Consider the following 19,786-nt stretch of genomic DNA (forward strand, 5'->3'; position numbering starts at 1 on the left):
ACCGGCAGGGGTGTGAGGCGGGGGGCCGGGGTCCGGGGGCGGGGCCCCGGGGGCTACTGCTGGCGCAGGGCCCAGCCGCGGTCGCGGAGTTCGGCCGTGAGGCCGGGAACGGCCCGCGGGTCCACCATCAGCTGCACCAGCCCGGCCTGCTGCCCCGTCGCGTGCTCGATCCGCACGTCCTCGATGTTCACACCGGCCCGTCCCGCGTCCGCGAAGATCCGCGCCAGCTCCCCCGGCTGGTCGCTGATGAACACCCCGACCGTCTCGTACGCCATCGGCGCCGCCCCGTGCTTGCCCGGCACCCGTACCCGCCCCGCGTTGCCGCGCCGCAGGACGTCCTCGATCCCCGCCGCGCCGCCCCGCCGCTTGGCCTCGTCCGCCGACTGGAGCCCCCGCAGCGCCTCCACCGTCTCCGACAGGTCGGCCGCGATCCCGGACAGGACGTCCGCCACCGGTCCCGGATTCGCCGACAGGATCTCCACCCACATCCGCGGATCGGACGCCGCGATCCGCGTCACGTCCCGGATCCCCTGCCCGCACAGCCGGACCGCCGTCTCGTCGGCCTCCTCCAGCCGGGCCGCGACCATGCTCGACACCAGCTGCGGGGTGTGCGAGACCAGCGCCACCGCCCGGTCGTGGGCGTCCGCGTCCATCACCACCGGTACGGCCTTGCACAGCGCCACCAGTTCCAGCGCCAGGTTGAGCACCTCGTGGTCGGTGTCCCGGGTCGGCGTCAGCACCCACGGCCGCCCCTCGAAGAGGTCCGCCGTCGCCGCCAGCGGACCCGAGCGCTCCTTGCCGGCCATCGGGTGCGTTCCGATGTACGCGGTGACGTCCACGCCGAGCGCCTCCAGCTCCCGCCGCGGCCCGCCCTTGACGCTCGCCACGTCCACGTACGCCCGGGCCAGGTCCCGCCCGATCGCGTCGGCCAGCGCCGCCGCGACGTGCGCCGGAGGGACGGCGACGATCGCGAGGTCGACCTTGCCCTCCGGGGTGTCGTCCGTACCGGCGCCGAGGGAGGCGGCCGTCCGGGCCTGGGCGGGGTCGTGGTCGGCGAGGTGGACGGCGATCCCGCGGGCGGTCAGGGCGAGCGCCGCGGAGGTGCCGATCAGTCCGGTTCCGATGACGACGGCGGTTCTCACGGGGCGCTCCAGGGTTGATCGCGTACGGGCAGTCCTGACTCAGGGTAGCCAGCCCGTACGGGACGGGGGCCCGGCGACCGCCCCTTGGACGGCCGCCGGGCCCCCGCACTCCGGCCGGGTGCCGGCCGGGGACCGGCTAGAGGTTCTGCTGCCGGATGATGTCCTCCAGCGATCCCGACGGCAGCTGCCCTTCCGGGCTCAGCTTGTCGACGGCCGTCGGCAGCGACCGAGCGATCTGGTCGGCGGCCTCCTGGGGGCTGACGCCGGTCTGCTCGGCCACCTTCTGGAGGGTCGCGTCCGGCAGCGCCTCGGCGATCTGCGCGCCGGAGACGGGCTGGTTGTCGCCCTTGCCGATCCACGACTGCGCCTGGTCGGTCAGGCCCGACTTGGTCAGCATGTCCATCAGCCCGCCGAGCGGGTTGCTCCCGCCGCCTCCGGCCGCCTGGGCGCCGCCGCCCGCACCGGCGCCGCCCATGAGGGCGCCGAGGAGCGCGCCGAGGATGTTGCCGCCGCCGCCCTGGCCGCTTCCGCCACCGCTGCCGCTGCCGCTGCCGCTGCCACCGAGGAGACCGCCCAGCAGAGAGCCGAGGTCATTTCCCGCCATGGTCACGCCTTTCGAAGAGGGGCCGGGCCGCACAACCCTGTACACCCCGGCTTCGAGACACGGACAATGTCGCCCGGACCGGACAGCCCCGCCACCTGGCGCGGGCCGGCCGGCCCGGCGCTGCGGTAGAACGTTCGGCATGATCTTCCACATCGTCCCGCTCTCCGACTGGACCGCCGAGCCCGGCCTCCCGTACGCGCCGTCCTCGCTGGAATCGCAGGGTTTCGTCCACTGTTCGGCGGATCCCGAGACCGTCCTCGCGATCGCCGGGACCCACTACCGCGAGACGCCGGGAACCCTGCTGGCGGTGGAACTCGACGAGTCGGCCCTGACGTCGGAGGTCCGCCGGGAGGGTGATTCCGGAGACCGTTACCCACATGTCCACGGCCCGTTGAACCGGGACGCGGTGAGCCGCGTGTGGCAGGTGGTACGTACCCCTGGCGGCCCGGCGGAACTGGCGCCGTGGCAGCCGGGGCCCTGAATCGGTGTGGCGGGCTTCTGATGGGGCCCGCCACTTGCCAGGATGCCTCTCGCCATCCCGGCAATGAGCGAGGAGATGTCATGAGCGACCCCAACCGCACGGCCCGGCGTACGGTTCTGGCGGCAGGAGCGGCCGCGCTGGCGGGCGGCGCCCTCACCGCGTGCGGCAGCGAGGACAAGGCCGCGACCGGGTCGGGCAGCCCGGCCCCGCAGCCGCCCGGAAGCGCGCAGGGCTCCGCCCCGGCCGCCGGGAAGGCGCTGCTGAAGACGGCGGACGTCCCGGTCGGCGGCGGAACCGTCCTCAAGGAGCAGAAGCTGGTGGTGACCCAGCCGACGGCCGGGTCCTACCGCTGCTTCACGGCGGTCTGCCCGCACCAGGGCTGCCTCGTGAACAAGGTCGAGAACGGCACCATCGACTGCCCCTGCCACGGCAGCGAGTTCAAGGTCACCGACGGCGCGGTGGTCAAGGGGCCGTCGACCCGCCCGCTCGCGGAGAAGAAGATCAACGTGACCCCGGCCGGCGAGATCCAGCTCGCCTGAATCCCCTCGCGGGGCGGGCTGCGGTCTGGCTACGCTCCCCCGATGAACGAACCGACGTCCGAATCCCTGGAACTGGTGCGCGACCACACGGTGTACGCGTGCGTGATGGGCTCGCGGGCGTTCGGCCTGGCGACGGAGGCGAGCGACACCGACCGGCGCGGTGTCTACCTCGCCCCCACGCCGCTGTTCTGGCGGTTCGAGAAGCCGCCGACGCATGTGGAGGGCCCGCGGGAGGAGCAGTTCTCCTGGGAGCTGGAACGCTTCTGCGAGCTCGCCCTGCGCGCCAACCCGAACGTCCTGGAGTGCCTGCACTCCCCGCTCGTGGAGCGGGTGACCCCGGTGGGCGAGGAACTCCTCTCCCTGCGCGGGGCGTTCCTCTCCCGCCGGGCCCACACCAGCTTCAGCCGGTACGCGGCCTCGCAGCACACCAAACTCGTCGCGGACGTCCGCATCCACGGCGCCCCGCGCTGGAAGCACGCCATGCACCTGTTGCGGCTGCTGCTGTCCTGCCGCGACCTGCTGCGCACGGGCCGGCTGACCATCGGCGCCGGCCCGCACCGCGACCGCCTCCTCGCGGTCAGGCGCGGCGAGCTGTCCTGGGCCGAGGTCGACGCCTGGATGACCCGCCTCGCGGAGGAGACCGAGGCGGCCCTCTCCAGCACCCCGCTCCCGGAGTCCCCGGACCACGCCCGCGTGGCGGACTTCCTCCACCGCACCCGCAGCGCCTCGGCTGCCGCCTAGGCCGTCACTTGTCCCAGAGGGCGCCGAAGGCGAGGAGTTCGGGGCGGTATTCGATCCGGCCCTCCCAGTCGCGGGGCCAGACGTCCGCGCCGAGGTGGGCGCCCGCGAAGGCGCCGGCGAGGCAGGCGAGGGAGTCCGAGTCGCCGCGCGTGCAGGCGGCCCGGCGCAGGGCGAGCAGCGGCTCCTGCGGGAAGAGCAGGAAGCACTGCAGGGCCGTGGCGAAGGCCTCCTCGGCGATCCAGCCGTCGCCGGTGGTCAGGCAGGGGTCGGTCTCCGGCGAGGGGTCGCGCAGGGCCGCCGCGAGACGGTCCAGGACGGCCAGGCACTCGTCCCAGCCCCGCGAGATGAAGGACTCCGCCGAGGCGTCGGAGGCGGTGCGCATCCAGAGGTCGCCGAGCCACCGCTCGTGGTAGCGGGTGCGGTTCTCCAGCGCGTACGAGCGCAGCAGACCCACCAGACCGGTCACCTCCGTGCCCCGGGCCAGCAAGTACACCGCGCGGGCCGTGAGGTCCGAGGCGGCGAGCGCCGTCGGGTGGCCGTGGGTGAGGGCCGACTGGAGCTGGGCGGCGCCGGCCCGTTCCTCCTCCGTCCAGCCGGGGACCAGGCCCACCGGCGCCACCCGCATGTTCGCGCCGCAGCCCTTGGAGCCGATCTGGCTGGCGTCCCGCCAGTCGCGCTCCGGCTGGTCGAGCAGGCGGCAGGCCTTCAGGCAGGTGTTGCCCGGGGCCCGGTTGTTCTCCGGGGAGTGGTACCAGTCGACGAACTCCTCCCGGACCGGCCGGGCCAGGCGCAGCGGGCCCACCCGGCCGCGGTCGGCGGCCGTCCGTATGCCGCGCGCCAGGGCCAGCGTCATCTGGGTGTCGTCGGTGACGATCGCCGGGCAGGGCAGGCCCATCTCCCGCCAGGGGCCGGTCTTGGCCAGGATCGTCGGCACGTCGTTGAACTCGGTGGGGAAGCCCAGGGCGTCGCCCAGGGCCAGGCCGATCAGCGCGCCCGTCGCGGCTCGCTTGGCCGGGTTCGTCGTCATCGCGTGGATCCTTCCGAGGGTCGGAGCAGGGGCGGGTGCAGGGTGGTCGCCGGTCCCGGCCGGTACAGCGCGGCCGGTTTGCCGCGCCCGCCGGTCAGCCGGGCGGCTCCCGGCACGGCCTCGACGAAGCCGGGCGTGGCCAGGACCTTGCGGCGGAAGTTGGGGCGGTCCAGGGCGGTGTCCCAGACGGTCTCGTAGACGGCCTGGAGCTCGCCGAGGGTGAACTCGGGCGGGCAGAAGGCGCTGGCCAGGCAGGTGTATTCGAGCTTCGAGCCCACCCGTTCGCGCGCGTCGGCGAGGATCACGGCGTGGTCGAAGGCCAGCCCGGATCCGGCGCCGGGGTCCGCGCCGAGTTCCGCGCCCGGGTCCGAGCCCGGGTCCGTGTCCGCGCCCGCGCCCAGGTCCGCGCCCGCGCCCGCGCCCGCGCCCGCGCCCAGGTCCGAGCCCGCGCCCGCGCCCGGGCCGGCCGCCTCGCCCACCGGTACCCAGCGGGCCCGGTCGGCGTCTCCGCCGCCCCCGGCGGCCGGCTCGGGCATGTCCGGGACCAGCGCGGTGAAGGCCACCGAGACCACCCGCATCCGGGGGTCGCGGTCCGGATCGCTGTAGGTCCGCAGTTGCTCCAGGTGCAGGGCGGCGACCACGCCCGGCGCCAGCCCGGTCTCCTCCGCGAGCTCCCGCCGGGCGGCCGTCTCGGCGGACTCCCGGGGCAGCACGAAACCGCCGGGCAGTGCCCAGGTGCCCGCGTACGGCTCCTGCCCGCGCCGGATCAGCAGCACGTGCAGGGCGCCGGCGCGGACGGTGAAGACGGCGAGGTCGACGGTCACCGCGAACGGCTCGAAGGCGTGCGGATCGTATCCGGCGGTCACGAGACCTCCGCCCGGACGTTCTCGGGCAGCGGGTCCGCGAAGTGCCAGCCCTCTCCGAGCAGTTCGTCGACCGCGGCGACGGCCCGGGCCAGCCGCGCCTCCCGGTCCCCGGCCACGACCAGGAAACGCCGCCCGGTCCGCTCCAGTTCCTCCCGGAACCGGCCGGTCATCCAGGGCCGCAGGTGGGGCCCGTCGCGCAGCCCGTCGTCCTCGAACGGCACGTCGGCGTGGTCGGTCAGCAGGTACAGGTCCCGCCGCCTGCCGGCGGCGATCCGCTCGACCTCCGCGTTGCGGCCGTCCATGTACCGCTCGTGCCAGATCCCGGTGGCGAAGGAGTCGGTGTCGCAGAACAGCACCGGCGAGCCGAGGCGGGCCGCCCGCTCCTCGTCCGCGTCCTGGCGGCGCGCGATGACGGGGAACTCCTCCGAGGTGAAGGAGACGTCCGGCCAGGACGCCGCCGGGTCCGCCGCGCGGGCCGCCGCCAGCTTCTCCTCGCTGTACCGGCGCCCGTACTCGGCGACCCAGCCCGTCTTCGCCCAGACCCCGCCGCGGGAGCGGTAGTGCCCGGCCAGCGCCCGCGACAGCGTCGTGGTGCCGGTGGACTCGGCGCCGAGTACGACGATCCGCCGGGTCAGGGCCGCCCGTACCGAGGGCCCGAGGAACTCCCAGGCCGCGACGGGGTCGGCGCGTACCGCCGTACCGGAGACGGGGAACAGGGTGCGCTTCCGGTCCACGAGGACCTCCTCGGCCCCGAACCGGCGGGCGAGTTCGCCGCCGTACTCCTCCGAGGTGAACACGGCGTCGACGCGGCCGGGGACCGCGCCCCGGAAGACCGCCATGTGGGCCTCCCAGACCGCCGGGTCGTACAGGTCGACGGGGATGTCGTCCACCGCGCCGACGACCTCCGCCCCCGGGTGCGCCTCGCGCATCCAGGCGACCCGGTCGGCGAGCGGCACCGACTCCACCGAGGCCGCGCACACCAGTACGGTGAGCCGCTCGCACTGGTCCTGGGCGGTCCGTACGAGGTGGTGGTGCCCGGCGTGCGGCGGGTAGAACTTGCCCAGCACCAGTCCGTGCCCGAAGCGCCTCATGCCCTCGCCTCCACCGTCTGCGCCCCGGTACGGGCACCCGGCGCGGGCAGCGCGCGCCGCCAGCCGAGCAGTCCGACGACGCAGAGCGCGAGGAAGCCGACGTACAGGGCGGAGGTCAGGTAGAGCCCCTTGTAGGCGTAGAGCGGGACGTAGACGAGGTCGGCGGCGATCCACAGCCACCAGGACTCGACGAGCTTGCGGCACTGGCCGTAGGTGGCGGCCAGCGAGAGCCCGGTGGTCAGGGCGTCCCAGAACGGGACGGTGGAATCGGTGGCCGCGTCCAGCAGGAGGGTCAGGCCGAGCACCCCCACCGCCCCCGCCGCGGCGAGCGCGGCCCATTCGGTGCGCGTGGTGCGGCGCACCGGCAGGGCCTCGGTGCTTCCCGGTCCACCCCCGTGGGTCCAGGACCACCAGCCGTACGCGGCGAGGGCGATGAAGACGATCTGGAGTCCGGCGTCGGCGTACAGGCCGGACTGGGCGAAGAGCACGATGAAGAAGACGTTGTTGGCGATGCCGATCGGCCAGTTGGCGATGTGCTGCCGGGCGACCAGCCATACGCACAGGGCGCCGGTGGCGAAGCCGAGCACCTCGGTCCAGCTCATGGTCCAGCTCATGCCGGGCCCCTCCCTCATCCCTTTAATAGTCACCTTGACTATAAACAGTGATCGGGGTTCGGACAAGCGAAAAAACCCGCGGCGCCCGAAGGCACCGCGGGTTCCTCGTGGCGGCCGGACGCTCTCGCGCCGGCGGCCGGACGACTACAGGCCGACCTCGCGCATGAGCATGCCGACCTCGGTGTTGGTCAGGCGGCGCAGCCAGCCCGACTTCTGGTCGCCCAGCTCGATCGGACCGAAGGAGGTCCGGACGAGCTTCTCGACCGGGAAGCCGGCCTCCGCCATCATGCGGCGGACGATGTGCTTGCGGCCCTCGTGGAGGGTCACCTCGACCAGGTAGTTCTTGCCGACCTGGTCGACGACGCGGAAGTGGTCGGCGCGGGCGTACCCGTCCTCCAGCTCGATGCCGTCCTTGAGGCGCTTGCCGATCTCGCGGGGCAGCGGGCCGGTGATGGCCGCGACGTACGTCTTCTTCACGCCGTACTTGGGGTGCGTGAGGCGGTGGGCCAGCTCACCGTGGTTGGTGAGCAGGATGATGCCCTCGGTCTCGGTGTCGAGCCGGCCGACGTGGAAGAGACGCGTCTCACGGTTGGTGACGTAGTCGCCGAGGCACTGGCGGCCGTCCGGGTCCTCCATCGTGGAGACGACACCGGCCGGCTTGTTCAGCGCGAAGAACAGGTACGACTGGGTGGCGACGGTCAGGCCGTCCACCTTGATCTCGTCCTTCGGCTGGACGCGCTTGCCCTGCTCCAGCACGATCTCGCCGTTGACCTCGACACGGGCCTGCTCGATGAGCTCCTCGCACGCGCGGCGCGAGCCCATGCCGGCACGGGCGAGCACCTTCTGCAGGCGCTCCCCCTCCTCCTCGGCGCCCGGGAAGGTCTTCGGGGTCTTGATCACGGGCTTGTCGGCGTACCGGTCGCGCACGCGCTCCTCGATCCGCGCGTCCAGCTCGCGCGGCCGGGACTGGCCGCTGCGGCTGCCGGGACCGCGGCGCGGGCCGCCGGCCCCGCCGATGCCGGGGGTCTTGGAGGTCTTGGGGCCGCCCTTGGCACCGCCGCGCGCCGCGTCACCGCGGGCACCGCCGCGGTTGCCGTCGGCCGCGCCGCGGGCACCGCCGCCGCCCGCCTTGGCACCGCCGCGGCCGTTGCGCTCGCCCTCGGGGCCCACGTCGTAGCGACGCTCCTCGGGGCGGGGGTTGCGGATGCGGGGAGCGGGCTCACGGTCGCGGTCGGAGCCGCCACCCTGGTAGCCGCCGCCCTGGTACCCGCCACCGCTGCCGCCCTGGTAGCCACCGGAGCTGCCGCCACGGGAGGAGCTGCCGCCCTGGTAGCCGCCCGAGCTGCCGCCACGGGAGGAGCTGCCGCCCTGGTAGCCGCCGGAGCTGCCACCGCGGGAGGAGCTGCCGCCCTGGTAGCCGCCGGAGCTGCCGCCGCGAGAGGAGCCGCCGCCCTGGTAGCCGCCGGAGCTGCCGCCGCGAGAGGAGCTGCCGCCGCGGGGGCCGCCTCCCGAGCCGCTGCCGCCGCCGGAGCCGCCACCGCGGTAGCCGCCCCCGCCGCCGCTGGAGCTGCCGCTGCGGGCGTTACCACGCCCGCCGCCGCCACCGCCGCCGCTGTTCCTGTTGCCACCGTTGCCGTTGCCGCTGCTTCGCATCAAAGTTCCGTCGTCTTGTCGTCTTCATCGGTATCCGGAGAGTCCGGATCGAACGACGGAACACCCTCTTGCGTCTCGGCTTCGATCGCGTCCGCCTCGGGGAGGAAGGGCGCGAGCTCCGGGAGCTCGTCCAGGCCGCGCAGGCCCATCCGCTCCAGAAAGTAGTTCGTCGTCCTGTACAGGATCGCACCTGTTTCAGGTTCCGTCCCCGCCTCGGCCACCAGACCCCGCTGCAGGAGGGTCCGCATGACCCCGTCGCAGTTGACTCCGCGCACCGCCGAGACCCTCGACCGGCTGACCGGCTGGCGGTACGCGACGACCGCCAGGGTCTCCAGCGCGGCCTGCGTCAGACGGGCCTGCTGCCCGTCCAGCACGAAGGCCTCGACGGCCGGCGCGTAGGCGGCGCGGCTGTAGAACCGCCAACCCCCGGCGACCAGCCGCAGCTCGAACCCGCGGCCTTGGACGGCGTAGTCGTCGGCGAGCTCGCGCAGCGCGTCCGCGACCTCCCGCGGGGGCCGCTCCAGCACCTTGGCCAGGTGTTCCTCGGTCGCGGGCTCGTCCACGACCATGAGGACGGCCTCCAGGGCCGGCTTCAGCGCCAGCTCGGACACGTCGCTCATTCCTTGACCTCCACGATCCGATCGAACTCGTCGCTCACGCCCGGCGACCCTCCCCCGTCGGCGTCACCGTCGCCGCCGCTCCAGCGCACCGTGAGCGTCCTCAGGGCCTCCTCCTGGTCCAGGACGACGACCTTCTCCCGGTAGAGCTCCAGAAGGGCCAGGAAGCGCGCGACGACGGTCAGGGTGTCGGGGGCGTCCTCGGTGAGTTCCTGGAAGGTCGCCTCCCCGCGGACCCTGAGCAGGGCGACGACGAACCCGGCCTGTTCGCGCACGCTGACGAGGGGGGCGTGGATGTGGTCCACGTAGACCTGCGGTTTCGCCTTGGGCTGCATCGCCAGGACGGCGAGCCGGGCGAACCCCTCGGCGCCGATGCTGATGACGACGTCGGGCAGCAGCCCGGCGAGGTGCGGCTCCAGCCCGACGGTGCGGGGGTAGCGGCGGGCCTCGTCCTCGGCGCGGCCCTGGAAGATCTCGGCGACCCGCTTGTACGCCTTGTACTGGAGCAGCCGCGCGAAGAGCAGGTCCCGGGCCTCCAGCAGCGCGAGGTCGGCCTCGTCCTCGACCTCGGCGACGGGCAGCAGCCGCGCGGCCTTCAGATCGAGCAGTGTGGCGGCGACCACGAGGAACTCGGTGGTCTGGTCGAGATCCCAGTCGGGCCCCATGGCCCGGATGTACGCCATGAACTCGTCGGTCACCTTCGACAGCGCGACCTCGGTGACGTCGAGCTTGTGCCGCGAGATCAACTGCAGCAGCAGATCGAACGGCCCCTCGAAGTTGTCCAGCCGCAGCGTGAACCCGCCCCGCGCCCGCGAGGCCGCCTCCGAGCCCCCGTCCACGGGCCCCGGCTCAGGTGCCCGCCCCGGCGCCCCCGAAGCCGCGTCCGAGCCCCGGTCCGAAGGCCCCGCAGCGACGTCCCCCGGTCCGGATGTCTGCCCCGGCGCCCCCGGGGCTTCGTCCGAGCCCCCGTCCACGGGCCCCGCTGCGGCGGCCGGCGCGGGGGTACCCCCCGGCCCGGGTGCCCGCCCCGGCGCCCCCGAAGCCGCGTCCGAGCCCCGGTCCAAAGGCCCCGCAGCGACGTCCCCCGGTCCGGATGTCTGCCCCGGCGCCCCCGGGGCTTCGTCCGAGCCCCCGTCCACGGGCCCCGCTGCGGCGGCCGGCGCGGGGGTACCCCCCGGCCCGGGTGCCCGCCCCGGCGCCCCCGAAGCCGCGTCCGAGCCCCGGTCCAAAGGCCCCGCAGCGATATCCCCCGGTCCGGATGTCCGCCCCGGCGCCCGCGAGGCTTCGTCCGGGCCCCCGTCCACGAGCCCCGCCGCGGCGGCCGGCGCGGGGGTACTCCCCGGCCCGGGTGCCCGCACCGGGCCGGGAACGATGGCGCGCTCCGGCGAGGCAGCGCCTGGGGGCGCCGGTGCGGGTGCGGCGGCAGCCGCGTCGGCGGCGGGAGGGGGGCCGGGGGTCTCCCCCCGGTTTCGGGAAGGGGCGGGATCGGGGAGAGCCTCCTGCTCGGCCGCGCCTTGGGGGGCGGCCGCACCCGGGCCTCGGCCCAGCGGGCGGCGGTTCGGGCGGCCGGGTTCGGCGGAAGTGGGCATCGCGATCCAGGGTGGTGCGGAAGGGGCGTCCGGTCGGCCGACCACGAGTCGCGCCCGGACGGGGCGGCCCGGGGCAGTCCCCGCCGCCACGAGCACCCTAAAGCCCGGCCCGCCCGCACACCCGCATCGCCCGGCGGAAACCCGCCCCGGCCCCGTTCTGACGCCGAGAGCCCTGCCGGCACCCGAACCCGGCACGAGACCCGCACGGCCGGCGCCGGACAAGGCGGCGGGGCAGCAACCCCAGGGGCGTGTGACCCCAGAGCCGACGGCACAGCCGCCGGAAGGGATCGGTAGAGCGGGCGGGCCGAGCCCCGAGCGAGCACGCCCCGCAGGGTGCCCGCCCCGGGGGTGGGCGCAGAAGGGGCTGAGCCCGTACAGGCGGGCCTGCGGCAGTCGGGGCGACCGTGGGGCGAGGGACGCGCGCTCAAGGCCGCCACGGGGCGGGCGCAGCCCCTTGACGGCTGCACACGGCGGAGGCCAGGGCCCCTGAAGCCGGACCCGGACGCGGGCCGGGGGCCTGAGCAGGAGCCGGACGCGGGCCGGGATCCTGAGCGGAACCGGGCGCGAACCGGGGTTCCAGAGCCGAAACCGGACGCGGGCCGGGGCCCTGAGCCGAGACCGGGCGCGGACCGGGGGTCCTGCCGGAACCGGACGCGGGCCGGGATCCTGAGCCGGGACCGGGCCGGGGGTCCCGCCGGAACCGGACGCGGACTCGGACGCTGGCCGGGATCCTGAAGCCAGAACCGGGCGCAGGCCGGGGCCCTGAGCCGAGACCAGGCGCGAACCGGGGTCCTGAGCCGGAACCCGGCGCGGGCCGGGGGTCCAGAGCCGAAACCGGGCGCGAACCGGGGTCCTGAGCCGGAACCCGGCGCGGGCCGGGGGTCCAGAGCCGAGACCAGGCGCGAACCGGCGTCCTGAGCCGGAACCGGACGCGGGCCGGGGCACTGAGCCGGAACCGGACGCGGGCCGGGGGCCTGGGTCGGAACCGGGCACGGGGCGGGGGCCTGGGTCGGGACCGGGCCGGGTGGCGCCAGTAGGGGCGCCGGGGGAACGGACGGGCGGCTAGCGGCCGCGGAGGCGGCGGACCAGGATGCTCGCGTCGCCGCGGGACTCCAGGTCGGCCAGGACGACCGCCACCGCCTCGCGCACGATGCGGCCCCGGTCGACCGCCAGCCCGTGCTCCCCGCGCAGCACCAGCCGCGCGTGTTCCAGGTCCATGAGCTCCTCGGCGGAGACGTAGACCGTGATCTTCTCGTCGTGCCGTTCACGCCCGCTCGGCCGCCGGTTCGCGCCCCGGCCCTGCCCGCCGCCGTTGCCCCGCCGGGGCTCCGGGCTGACAGAACCTTCCTGCGGGCGTCGCGGTGAACCCACCACCGGCTCCGCCTGCCCCGCCGCCTGCCCCGGCCCCTGCTCGCCGGCCGCCGGTTCGTCCCGCCTCGGCGAGGACGACTGGAGTGCCATCCCCCCGGTCGTACGGAACAGTTCGTCGGCCCCGGGCAGACTCACTCGGCGGGACACCGCGCGAGCACCTCCCTGGCAAGTTGGCGATAGGCGGCGGCACCGACGGAGTTGGACGCGTACGTGGTGATCGGCTCACCGGCGACCGTGGTCTCCGGGAAGCGCACCGTACGGCCGATGACCGTGTGGTAGACGTGGTCGTCGAAGGCCTCGACGACGCGCGCCAGCACCTCACGGCTGTGCACCGTACGGGAGTCGTACATCGTGGCGAGGATGCCGTCGAGTTCCAGCTCGGGGTTGAGCCGCTCCTGCACCTTCTCGATCGTCTCGGTGAGCAGCGCCACTCCGCGCAGCGCGAAGAACTCGCACTCCAGCGGGACGATGACCTTGTGAGCCGCCGTCAGGGCGTTCACGGTCAGCAGGCCGAGCGAGGGCTGACAGTCGATCACGATGTAGTCGTAGTCGGCCATCAGGGGCTTCAGGGCCCGCTGGAGCGTCGACTCGCGCGCGACCTCGCTGACCAGCTGCACTTCGGCGGCGGACAGGTCGATGTTGCTCGGCAGCAGGTCCATGTTCGGAACGGCCGTCTTGAGCAGCACTTCGTCGGCCGACATGCCCCGCTCCATGAGCAGGTTGTAGACCGTCAGGTCGAGTTCCATCGGGTTGACCCCGAGGCCCACGGACAGCGCGCCCTGTGGGTCGAAGTCGACGAGCAGCACGCGCCGCCCGTACTCGGCGAGTGCGGCGCCCAGGTTGATGGTCGACGTGGTCTTTCCCACGCCGCCCTTCTGGTTGCACATCGCGATGATCTTCGCCGGACCGTGGTCGGTCAGCGGACCCGGGATCGGGAAGTACGGCAGCGGCCGTCCGGTCGGGCCGATCCGCTCACGGCGCTGGCGGGCAGCGTCGGGGGCGAGGGTGGCCGCGTACTCGGGGTCGGGCTCGTACTCCGCGTCCGGGTCGTAGAAGTGCCCTTCGGGCACGTTTTCGTAGTCGGCGAAACCCACGGGCTTTTCGCCGCTCAGGTCGCCGGCCCTGGAGTTCACGTCTAGGCCGTCCATGCTCTTTTGGGGCGTCGTCATGTGCTGGTGGTTTGCGAAGGTGCGTACTGCGACGGAGCCGACAGCTTCGAGCCCGGCTGGGCTCTGGCCCCGCTCAGGCGTCCCTGCTCGACCACCTCCAGGAGTGAATGTCGACTCATTCACAAGTCGTCTTACCTCCTCGGACGTGACCAGGACACTTATCGATAGGTCAGCGTGGCACCATGCCGACGGTTGGCGACTCTATGGCGTGTCACCGCCCAGCGGCAACACAATCCACCGGACCCGACGCGTTGTGTCGGCAACCGAACACCACTCTGTCAAGGGCGTGCGGGCCGTCACCGCGAAGTTTCGCGGGTGCGCGAAAGGGTTAAAGGGTTACGTTCGAGGCGAGTTGAGCGGTACGGACGGGTCCTCCGCAAACGCGTCCGGCCGGACCTTGCGGGCAAGGTCCGGCCGGATACGTGAGATTGACGTCAGTCGTTGACGAGGTCCGGCTGATCAGCCGAGCAGCGTGCCCAGCTCAAGGGTCGGCATGCCGTGGGCCTCGGCGACCGGGCCGTAAACGACCTGGCCGTCATGGGTGTTGAGACCCAGGGCGAGCGCCGGGTCGCGGCGCAGCGCCTCGGCCCAGCCGAGGTTCGCGAGCTGCACGATGTACGGCAGGGTCGCGTTCGTCAGGGCGTAGGTGGAGGTGTTCGGCACCGCGCCCGGCATGTTGGCGACGCAGTAGAAGACCGAGTTGTGGACCTGGAAGGTCGGCTCGGCGTGGGTGGTCGGACGGGAGTCCTCGAAGCAGCCGCCCTGGTCGATCGCAATGTCGACAAGGACACTTCCGGGCTTCATCTTGGCGACGAGCTCGTTGGTGACCAGCTTCGGGGCCTTCGCACCCGGGATCAGCACCGCGCCGATGACGAGGTCGGCCTCGATGACGGCCTTCTCCAGCTCGAAGGCGTTGGAGACGATCGTCTTGATCTTCGTGCCGAAGACCTTGTCGGCCTCGCGGAGCTTGTTGATGTCGCGGTCCAGCAGGGTCACGTGGAAGCCCATGCCGATGGCGATCTGCGCGGCGTTCCAGCCGGAGACGCCGCCGCCGATGACCACGCACTCGCCGGCGTGGGTGCCGGGCACGCCGCCGGGGAGGACGCCGCGGCCGCCGGCCGAGCGCATCAGGTGGTAGGCGCCGACCTGCGGGGCCAGGCGGCCCGCGACCTCGGACATCGGGGCGAGCAGCGGGAGCGCGCGGTTGGCGAGCTCGACCGTCTCGTAGGCGATGGCGGTGGTGCCGGACGCCAGGAGGGCGTCCGTGCACTCGCGGGAGGCCGCCAGGTGCAGGTACGTGAAGAGCGTCTGGTCCTTGCGGAGGCGGTGGTACTCCTCCGCGATGGGCTCCTTGACCTTGAGGAGCAGGTCCGCGGTGGCCCAGACCTCGTCGGCGGTACCGAGGATCTCGGCGCCGGCCGAGACGTACTCGGCGTCCGTGATCGAGGAACCCACGCCGGCGTTCTGCTCGACGAAGACCTGGTGGCCGCCCCGGACCAGCTCATGCACGCCGGCGGGCGTGATGGCGACCCGGAACTCGTTGTTCTTGACCTCGCGGGGGATGCCGACCTTCATCGTCGATCACGGTCCTTGGCTCAGGGGATTTTTCAGGGCACTTACATACATACCCGCCCACAAGAACGCGCAACGGGATGCACCACGGGTTGTCGTGGTGAAGCCAGTCTAATGAAGGACGACTCGCTGTCTAGCCTTGCAAACAAATAACTTCAGTCGGAATCACTACGGATTTCGCAGGCTGCGGGATCGTCTCCCAGCAATCTGTCAGCCGTGGACCGGTGCAGCCTGGCCGCCGCGGGATCGCCGAGCCGGTCCAGCGTGTCGGCCAGCCGGACCTCCAGCGCGGCCTGAAGTCGCAGGTCCCCGGCCCGACGCGCGAGGTCCACCGCCTCGCGGCAGGTGTGCAGCGATTCCTCGGGACGCCCGGCGTACTCCTGCACCCGCGCCATCTCGCTCAACGCCTTGGCCTGGCCGGGCACATCGGTCAGCTTCCGGTAGCCCGCGGCGGCCGTGCGCCAGCTGCGCAGCGCGTCCCCGTAGCGGCCCGCGTACGTGTGCACGTTGCCGAGCCGCCCGTACAGCCTGGCCTCGTCCGCGCGCTCCCCCCGCGCGAGGGCGTGGGACAGGGCCCGGCCGAACCAGTCGGAGGCCCGGTGCCAGTCCCCCAGCTCCTGGTAGGCGCCGCCTACGGATTCCATCGCGCGGCCGGCGGCGTACGGATCGTTCGCCGCCCGCCCCGCGTCCAGCGCTGCCCGGTAGCGCTCCAGCGCCTCCTGGGTCCGGCCGGTCTCGGCGTCCAGGTCGGCCAGGTTCAGCAGCGCGGCGGCCTGCTCCCGGTGCAGGTTCCGGCGCTCGGCCACGTCCAGGACCAGCCGGTGCAGCCCGTACAGCTCGGGCGCGGCGGCGGCGGTGCCGCGGTGCTCGGCGAGGGCCCGTACGAGGGCCGCGACCAGCCGGCGGGCCAGGGTGTCCAGCTCACCGTCCGCGACCGCGAGGGAGGCGGCCGCCGACAGCGCGGGCAGCCGGGTGTCCAGCCAGGTCGCGGCGGCCCGCCGGTCGGGGAAGCGCAGGGCGCGGGGCAGCCCGCCCAGCTTCTCGGGACCGCCGATGCCCGGGTCCTCCTCCTCGGTGGCCATGGCCCGGCAGGAGTGCAGCAGCCGGACGGTGCGCTCCAGCATCCGCGCCCGGGCCAGCTGGACCTCGGCGGGGCGCTCCTTGTCCTCCAGCAGGGCCCGCAGGAACGGGGTGAGGCAGCCGGGCAGCTGGAACAGGCCGCCCTCGCCGTGCCGGACGAGTCCCAGCCCGGCGAAGTCCTCCAGGGTGGACTGGGCGGCGTTCACGGAGCAGCCGGCGAGGGCGGAGGCGGTGTGCGAGTCGAGGACGCCGGCGGGCGCGAGCGGAAGCAGCCGCAGGGTGCGCTGCGCGGGCTGCGGCAGGGATTCGTAGACGAGCCGGAACGCCCGGCCGAGCGGGCCGTTGATGCCCGGCGGCATCTCGTGGAGCTGCTTGGCCACATCGGCGACGGAGGCCTTGGGGTGAGCGGCGAGCCAGCCCCCGACCAGGGCCAGCGCGGCGGGCTGGCCCCCGCACTCCTCGGCGAGGCCCTCGGCGGCGCGCGGGTCGACGGTGACGCGGGTGTCCCCCATCCGGCGCGCGAGCATCGCCACGGCGGAGGTGGTGTCGAGCCCGCCGAGGGTGCAGGGGCGGACATCCGGAATCCCGGTGAGGGGTCCTTCGGCGGTGACGACGACCAGGCACTCGGGGGTGTCGGGGAGCAGGGCGTCGACCTGGAAGGGGTCGGCGGCGTCGTCGACGAGCAGGATCGCCTTGCGGTCGGCGAGGGCGGCGCGCAGGGCGGAGCTGAGCTCGTCCTCGGAGGCGCCGGGCGGGGTGGGCCGTCCGAGCGTTTCGAGCAGGCCGCGCAGGGCCCGCTCGGTGGCGACGGTCTCCCCGCCGGGGGCGGTGAGGCGGGTGCGCAGGACTCCGTCGGGGTAGTCGGGGCCGACCTCGCGGACGAACGCCTCGGCGAGCGCGGTCCGGCCGGAACCGGGGCGTCCGGCGACGAGCAGGACCCGCGCGCGGGGCGCCTTCGCCTTCCGGCCGGAGAGGGTGTCGAGCCCGGTCCGGGCGATGTCCTCGCGAAGCTCCTTGAGCTCACGCCGCCGCCCGACGAAATCCGTCACGGATCCGCTCCTCTCCCTGCCTTCGGGTTGCGAGCGTAGTTCACGCAGAGCGACGACCCGTGTGGAGCGCGGCGGACACATCGCCCGATCGGATCAGCCGATGGTCACACCACGCCGTCCGGGGTGCCCCGTACGGCTCAGGCCTCGTACGGGCGGGCCGGCCAGGGGGCCGTGGCCGGGCGCAGCGCGTCGGCGCCGCCCTCGGCCGCCAGCGCGGCGGCGAGCGACAGTACGCCCACCACCAGCCCGGAGTTGCCCAGCTCGCCGGCGAGGACGCCCCGTACGAGCTCCTCCAGCGGCACCCAGTCCACCTGCATGTCCGCCTCCTCCGAGCCGGACTCCGCGTACCGCTCTCCCTCCGCCTCCGAGACGCTCCGGGCGAGGAAGACCCGGACGGCCTCGTCCGAGCCGCCGGGCGAGGCGTAGTAGTCGGTGAGCACCCGCCAGTCGTCGGCCTTGACGTACGCCTCCTCGAACAGCTCCCGCTGCGCGCCGTGCAGCGGGTTCTCCCCCGGTACGTCCAGCAGCCCGGCCGGCAGCTCCCACAGCCGGCGTCCCACCGGGTGCCGGTACTGGCTGAGCACCAGCACCCGCCCGGCCGCGTCGAGCGCCAGCACGCACACCGAGCCGGGGTGCACCTGGTAGTCGCGGCGGACGGTGGACCCGTCCGGCATCCGGACCATGTCGGAGTTCACCGACGTCTTCGCGCCCTCGAACGGGCGCCGCGTCGACACGGTCTCCCAGGATTCCGGCGTGTCCTTGATGTTCATGCCCCGTAGTCCTCCACAACGCGCGACAGCCGGGGTACGGAACTCCGTACCCCGGCTGCCTACGTTATGCGTTCAGGCCCGGCCTGCTACTTCGCCGCCTGCTGACGCTCCACGGCCGCCTTCACCAGACCCGCGAACAGCGGGTGCGGGCGGGTCGGGCGCGAGCGCAGCTCCGGGTGGGCCTGGGTGGCCACCAGGTAGGGGTGCACCTCGCGCGGGTACTCGACGTACTCGACGAGCTTGTTGTCCGGGGAGGTGCCGGAGAAGACGATGCCCGCCTTCTTCTCCAGCTCGCCGCGGTAGGCGTTGTTGACCTCGTAGCGGTGGCGGTGGCGCTCGTCCACGTACGCCTGGTCGCCGTAGACCTCGCGGACGATCGAGCCCTCGGCGAGCTTCGCCGGGTACATGCCGAGCCGCATGGTGCCGCCCAGGTCGCCCGCGCCCTCGACGAAGGCCAGCTGCTCCTCCATCGTCGAGATCACCGGGTGGGGGGTGGAGGCGTCGAACTCGGTGGAGTTCGCGTCCTCGATGCCCGCCAGGTTGCGCGCGGCCTCGATGACCACGCACTGCAGGCCCAGGCACAGGCCGAGCAGCGGGATCTTGTTCTCGCGGGCGTAGGTGATCGCGCCGACCTTGCCGTTGACACCGCGGTCGCCGAAGCCGCCGGGCACGCAGATCGCGTCCACGTCGCCGAGCACCGCGGCGGCGCCGGCCGGGGTCTTGCAGTCGTCGGAGGTGACCCACTTGATCTGGACGCGGGCCTTGTTGGCGAAGCCGCCGGCGCGCAGCGCCTCGGTCACCGACAGATAGGCGTCGGGCAGGTCGATGTACTTGCCGACGAGCGCGACCTTGACCTCGTGGTCGGGGTTGTGGACCCGGTCCAGCAGGTCCTCCCAGACCCTCCAGTCCACGTCGCGGAACGGCAGGTCGAGCTTGCGCACGACGTACGCGTCCAGGCCCTCGGTGTGCAGCACCTTGGGGATGTCGTAGATCGACTTGGCGTCGATGGCGGCGACGACGGCCGCCTCGTCGACATCGCACATCAGCGAGATCTTGCGCTTGATGGAGGTCGGGACCTCGCGGTCGGCGCGCAGCACGATGGCGTCGGGCTGGATGCCGATGTTGCGCAGTGCCGCGACCGAGTGCTGGGTCGGCTTGGTCTTCAGCTCGCCGGAGGGGCCGATGTAGGGCAGCAGCGAGATGTGCACGACGAAGACGTTGTCGCGGCCGACCTCGTGGCGGACCTGGCGGACGGTCTCCAGGAACGGCAGCGACTCGATGTCGCCGACGGTGCCGCCGACCTCGGTGATGACGACGTCGACGTCGTCGGTCGCCATGCGCCGGATGCGGTGCTTGATCTCGTTGGTGATGTGCGGGATGACCTGCACGGTGTCACCGAGGTACTCGCCGCGCCGCTCCTTGGCGATGACCTGCGAGTAGACCTGGCCGGTGGTGACGTTGGCCGAGCCGTCGAGGTCGACGTCGAGGAAGCGCTCGTAGTGGCCGATGTCCAGGTCGGTCTCGGCGCCGTCGTTGGTGACGAACACCTCACCGTGCTGGAACGGGTTCATCGTGCCCGGGTCGACGTTCAGGTACGGGTCGAGCTTCTGCATCGTGACCCGCAGGCCGCGCGCCTTCAGCAGCGCACCCAGGCTGGAGGCCGTCAGGCCCTTGCCGAGGGAGGAAGCGACACCCCCGGTGACGAAGATGTGCTTGGTCGTCAGAGATTTGGGCGGCATCGCCAAGAGGGGGCTCCCGTGGTCGCGAAGTGAGGTGCGTCCGGCGCCGGCCACCGTCGATCCGGAGGGGTG

17 protein-coding genes and 1 pseudogene are annotated in these 19,786 nt (G+C 73.4%); 3 read left to right on the forward strand and 15 right to left on the reverse strand.

The genetic code is table 11. The features are described 5' to 3' along the window. Positions 1-53 precede the first annotated feature (53 nt). Both EES41_RS09770 and EES41_RS09775 read right to left on the reverse strand, forming a co-directional pair. A pseudogene (locus EES41_RS09770) lies at positions 54-1,160 on the reverse strand (prephenate dehydrogenase); the annotation flags it as partial. Positions 1,161-1,278: 118 nt separating this feature from the next. Next, positions 1,279-1,746: a YidB family protein gene (locus EES41_RS09775; protein ID WP_123077312.1), complete on the reverse strand. Its 468-nt coding sequence runs from the start codon at positions 1,744-1,746 to the stop codon at positions 1,279-1,281. A gap of 139 nt (positions 1,747-1,885) precedes the next feature. Between EES41_RS09775 and EES41_RS09780 the strand changes: the two genes are divergently transcribed. The 3 genes from EES41_RS09780 (at position 1,886) to EES41_RS09790 (ending at position 3,507) form a co-directional block, all read left to right on the forward strand. Further along, positions 1,886-2,227 carry a DUF952 domain-containing protein gene (locus tag EES41_RS09780; protein ID WP_123077314.1) on the forward strand — a complete coding sequence of 114 codons (342 nt, stop codon included), beginning with the start codon at positions 1,886-1,888 and terminating at the stop codon, positions 2,225-2,227. 80 nt (positions 2,228-2,307) lie between these two features. Beyond that, on the forward strand, positions 2,308-2,766 hold the full coding sequence (locus EES41_RS09785) for a Rieske (2Fe-2S) protein (RefSeq protein WP_123077316.1): 459 nt from the start codon (positions 2,308-2,310) through the stop codon (positions 2,764-2,766). 42 nt (positions 2,767-2,808) lie between these two features. Then, on the forward strand, positions 2,809-3,507 hold the full coding sequence (locus EES41_RS09790; protein WP_123077318.1) for a nucleotidyltransferase domain-containing protein: 699 nt from the start codon (positions 2,809-2,811) through the stop codon (positions 3,505-3,507). Positions 3,508-3,511: 4 nt separating this feature from the next. On the opposite strand, the gene EES41_RS09795 is transcribed toward EES41_RS09790, so the two are convergent. The 13 genes from EES41_RS09795 to EES41_RS09855 form a co-directional block, all read right to left on the reverse strand. Next, positions 3,512-4,534 carry an ADP-ribosylglycohydrolase family protein gene (locus EES41_RS09795; protein WP_123077320.1) on the reverse strand — a complete coding sequence of 341 codons (1,023 nt, stop codon included), beginning with the start codon at positions 4,532-4,534 and terminating at the stop codon, positions 3,512-3,514. Next, on the reverse strand, positions 4,531-5,400 hold the full coding sequence (locus EES41_RS09800) for an NUDIX hydrolase (protein WP_123077322.1): 870 nt from the start codon (positions 5,398-5,400) through the stop codon (positions 4,531-4,533). The genes EES41_RS09795 and EES41_RS09800 overlap by 4 nt, the downstream gene beginning before the upstream one ends. Further along, positions 5,397-6,491 (reverse strand): AAA family ATPase, encoded by a 1,095-nt coding sequence (locus EES41_RS09805; RefSeq protein WP_123077324.1) that lies wholly within the window; start codon positions 6,489-6,491, stop codon positions 5,397-5,399. Before EES41_RS09805 ends, EES41_RS09800 begins: the two co-directional genes overlap by 4 nt. Further along, on the reverse strand, positions 6,488-7,105 hold the full coding sequence (pnuC, locus tag EES41_RS09810; RefSeq protein ID WP_254211392.1) for a nicotinamide riboside transporter PnuC: 618 nt from the start codon (positions 7,103-7,105) through the stop codon (positions 6,488-6,490). The genes EES41_RS09805 and pnuC overlap by 4 nt, the downstream gene beginning before the upstream one ends. A 144-nt stretch (positions 7,106-7,249) precedes the next feature. Further along, positions 7,250-8,758, reverse strand: coding sequence for a pseudouridine synthase (locus EES41_RS09815; protein ID WP_123077328.1), 1,509 nt, complete (start codon positions 8,756-8,758; stop codon positions 7,250-7,252). Then, positions 8,758-9,378, reverse strand: a complete 621-nt coding sequence (gene scpB, locus EES41_RS09820; RefSeq protein WP_123077330.1) for an SMC-Scp complex subunit ScpB — start codon at positions 9,376-9,378, stop codon at positions 8,758-8,760. The genes EES41_RS09815 and scpB overlap by 1 nt, the downstream gene beginning before the upstream one ends. After that, positions 9,375-10,679, reverse strand: coding sequence for a ScpA family protein (locus EES41_RS42895; RefSeq protein WP_254211745.1), 1,305 nt, complete (start codon positions 10,677-10,679; stop codon positions 9,375-9,377). The genes scpB and EES41_RS42895 overlap by 4 nt, the downstream gene beginning before the upstream one ends. A gap of 1,347 nt (positions 10,680-12,026) precedes the next feature. Beyond that, positions 12,027-12,482, reverse strand: coding sequence for a hypothetical protein (locus EES41_RS09830; RefSeq protein ID WP_123077334.1), 456 nt, complete (start codon positions 12,480-12,482; stop codon positions 12,027-12,029). Further along, positions 12,467-13,504, reverse strand: coding sequence for a ParA family protein (locus EES41_RS09835; RefSeq protein ID WP_229895477.1), 1,038 nt, complete (start codon positions 13,502-13,504; stop codon positions 12,467-12,469). Before EES41_RS09835 ends, EES41_RS09830 begins: the two co-directional genes overlap by 16 nt. Positions 13,505-13,963: 459 nt before the next feature. Then, on the reverse strand, positions 13,964-15,079 hold the full coding sequence (ald, locus tag EES41_RS09840) for an alanine dehydrogenase (protein ID WP_008742716.1): 1,116 nt from the start codon (positions 15,077-15,079) through the stop codon (positions 13,964-13,966). Between the two features lie 152 nt (positions 15,080-15,231). Continuing rightward, a complete protein-coding gene (locus EES41_RS09845) occupies positions 15,232-17,286 on the reverse strand; it encodes a tetratricopeptide repeat protein (RefSeq protein ID WP_123077337.1) in 2,055 nt (684 codons plus the stop codon). Between the two features lie 56 nt (positions 17,287-17,342). Further along, positions 17,343-17,975 (reverse strand): NUDIX domain-containing protein, encoded by a 633-nt coding sequence (locus tag EES41_RS09850; protein WP_123077339.1) that lies wholly within the window; start codon positions 17,973-17,975, stop codon positions 17,343-17,345. Positions 17,976-18,061: 86 nt separating this feature from the next. Continuing rightward, positions 18,062-19,714 carry a CTP synthase gene (locus EES41_RS09855; protein WP_123077341.1) on the reverse strand — a complete coding sequence of 551 codons (1,653 nt, stop codon included), beginning with the start codon at positions 19,712-19,714 and terminating at the stop codon, positions 18,062-18,064. Positions 19,715-19,786 lie beyond the last annotated feature (72 nt).

Source organism: Streptomyces sp. ADI95-16, assembly GCF_003721495.1.
Lineage (GTDB): Bacteria > Actinomycetota > Actinomycetes > Streptomycetales > Streptomycetaceae > Streptomyces > Streptomyces goshikiensis.

What these genes read in the sequence shown, in the direction of transcription:
- EES41_RS09775 (WP_123077312.1), bottom strand. Translation starts at nt 1,746, where the DNA reads ATGGCGGGAAATGACCTCGGCTCTCTGCTGGGCGGTCTCCTCGGTGGC.
- EES41_RS09780 (WP_123077314.1), top strand. Translation starts at nt 1,886, where the DNA reads ATGATCTTCCACATCGTCCCGCTCTCCGACTGGACCGCCGAGCCCGGC.
- EES41_RS09785 (WP_123077316.1), top strand. Translation starts at nt 2,308, where the DNA reads ATGAGCGACCCCAACCGCACGGCCCGGCGTACGGTTCTGGCGGCAGGA.
- EES41_RS09790 (WP_123077318.1), top strand. Translation starts at nt 2,809, where the DNA reads ATGAACGAACCGACGTCCGAATCCCTGGAACTGGTGCGCGACCACACG.
- EES41_RS09795 (WP_123077320.1), bottom strand. Translation starts at nt 4,534, where the DNA reads ATGACGACGAACCCGGCCAAGCGAGCCGCGACGGGCGCGCTGATCGGC.
- EES41_RS09805 (WP_123077324.1), bottom strand. Translation starts at nt 6,491, where the DNA reads ATGAGGCGCTTCGGGCACGGACTGGTGCTGGGCAAGTTCTACCCGCCG.
- pnuC (WP_254211392.1), bottom strand. Translation starts at nt 7,105, where the DNA reads ATGAGCTGGACCATGAGCTGGACCGAGGTGCTCGGCTTCGCCACCGGC.
- EES41_RS09815 (WP_123077328.1), bottom strand. Translation starts at nt 8,758, where the DNA reads ATGCGAAGCAGCGGCAACGGCAACGGTGGCAACAGGAACAGCGGCGGC.
- scpB (WP_123077330.1), bottom strand. Translation starts at nt 9,378, where the DNA reads ATGAGCGACGTGTCCGAGCTGGCGCTGAAGCCGGCCCTGGAGGCCGTC.
- EES41_RS09835 (WP_229895477.1), bottom strand. Translation starts at nt 13,504, where the DNA reads ATGACGACGCCCCAAAAGAGCATGGACGGCCTAGACGTGAACTCCAGG.
- ald (WP_008742716.1), bottom strand. Translation starts at nt 15,079, where the DNA reads ATGAAGGTCGGCATCCCCCGCGAGGTCAAGAACAACGAGTTCCGGGTC.
- EES41_RS09845 (WP_123077337.1), bottom strand. Translation starts at nt 17,286, where the DNA reads ATGTGTCCGCCGCGCTCCACACGGGTCGTCGCTCTGCGTGAACTACGC.
- EES41_RS09850 (WP_123077339.1), bottom strand. Translation starts at nt 17,975, where the DNA reads ATGAACATCAAGGACACGCCGGAATCCTGGGAGACCGTGTCGACGCGG.
- EES41_RS09855 (WP_123077341.1), bottom strand. Translation starts at nt 19,714, where the DNA reads ATGCCGCCCAAATCTCTGACGACCAAGCACATCTTCGTCACCGGGGGT.